Below are 1431 nucleotides of genomic sequence, written 5' to 3' on the forward strand. Positions count from 1 at the left end.
ATCTCCACCACCGGCCGCCCCGCCCGCCCGGCGGCTTCCACCCCGGCCGCGAACAGCGCCAGCCCCTCGTCGACGGGCATGAACCCGGCCGCCGACTCGAACGCCGCCAGGACCTCCGGCTCCGGGCGGGTGCCGGACACGGCGTCCGGGTGGTGGAGGTCGGTCATGGTGCGTACTCCCTGCTGGGCGGGCGGACGGAACGGTGCAGCGGACCCTACCCGAGGGTAGGGTGCCGGCCGATCCCCAGGTCGGCGGCGTGACGAACGTCCGGTACCCCCGTGCGCGGGGCGACCGTACGCTCGTGGGCGCCGCGGAGAGCGGTGACGGGGCGGGTACGAGGAGACGGGAGCAGCCCATGCGCGCAGCGATCCTGCACGAGACCGGACAGGACGTGCTGGAGGTCCGGGACGACGTGGAGGCGGTCGGCTTCGGCCCGGGCACGGTCCGGGTGCGGATGCGTGCGGCGGGGCTGTGCCACTCGGACCTGTCCGCGATGGCCGGGGTGCTGCCGCAGCCCGCGCCGTTCGTGCCGGGCCACGAGGGCGCGGGCGAGGTCGTCGAGGTGGGGCCCGGGGTGACCGGCCTGGCCGCCGGCGACCGGGTGGTGCTCTGCTGGATGCCGCCGTGCGGCACCTGCCCGCTCTGCCTGCGCGGCGAGAGCCACCTGTGCACGGCGAGCCTGCGCCGCCTTACGGTGCCCGGCTTCCGGCTCGGCGGGGACGGCCGGGCCGCGTACGGCTTCTACAGCACCGGCGCGTTCGCCGAGGAGGTGGTGGTCGCCGCCGACGCCGTGCTGAAGGTGCCCGCCGACCTACCGTTCGAGCTGGCGGCGCTGGTCGGCTGCGGGGTCACCACCGGCTTCGGCGCGGTGGTGAACACCGCCCGGGTCGAGCCGGGCGCCTCGGTCGCGGTGCTCGGCGCGGGCGGCGTGGGGGCGGCGGCCGTCCAGGCGGCCGTGATCAGTGGTGCGGCCCGGATCACCGCGGTCGACCCGGTGGCGTCCCGGCGCGGGCGGGCGCTGGCGTTCGGCGCCACCGACGCGATCGCCCCCGAGGAGCTCAAGTCCGCCGCCCGCGGCCTGCCGGCCGGCGGCTACGACTACGTGGTGGAGGCGGTCGGCACCGCCCGGACGGTGCGGGCCGCGTACGACGCGGCGCGCCGCGGCGGTGCGGTGGTGGTGGTCGGTGCCGGTGCGAAGGACGACACCGTGGCGTTCAGCCTCGGCGAGCTCTTCTTCAACGAGAAGCGGATCCTGACCTCCCTGTACGGCGGCGGCGACGTCGCCCGCACCGCGGCCCGGGTGATCGAGCTGTGGCGGGCCGGCCGCCTCGACCTGGCCGGGCTGGTCACCCACCGGGTGCCGCTGGAGGACGTCAACGAGGCGATCGCGCAGATGCGCAGCGGCGAGGCCCTCCGCACGGTCGTGTCGCT

1 protein-coding gene is annotated in these 1431 nt (G+C 76.7%); it reads left to right on the forward strand.

What is annotated here, in order from left to right:
• Positions 1-355 precede the first annotated feature (355 nt).
• A partial coding sequence (locus tag ACFV0G_RS39340) for an alcohol dehydrogenase catalytic domain-containing protein (protein WP_380558722.1) occupies positions 356-1431 on the forward strand: 1076 nt, incomplete at its 3' end.

Origin of the sequence: Kitasatospora sp. NPDC059571, from assembly GCF_042735675.1 — a bacterium.
Taxonomy (GTDB): domain Bacteria; phylum Actinomycetota; class Actinomycetes; order Streptomycetales; family Streptomycetaceae; genus Kitasatospora.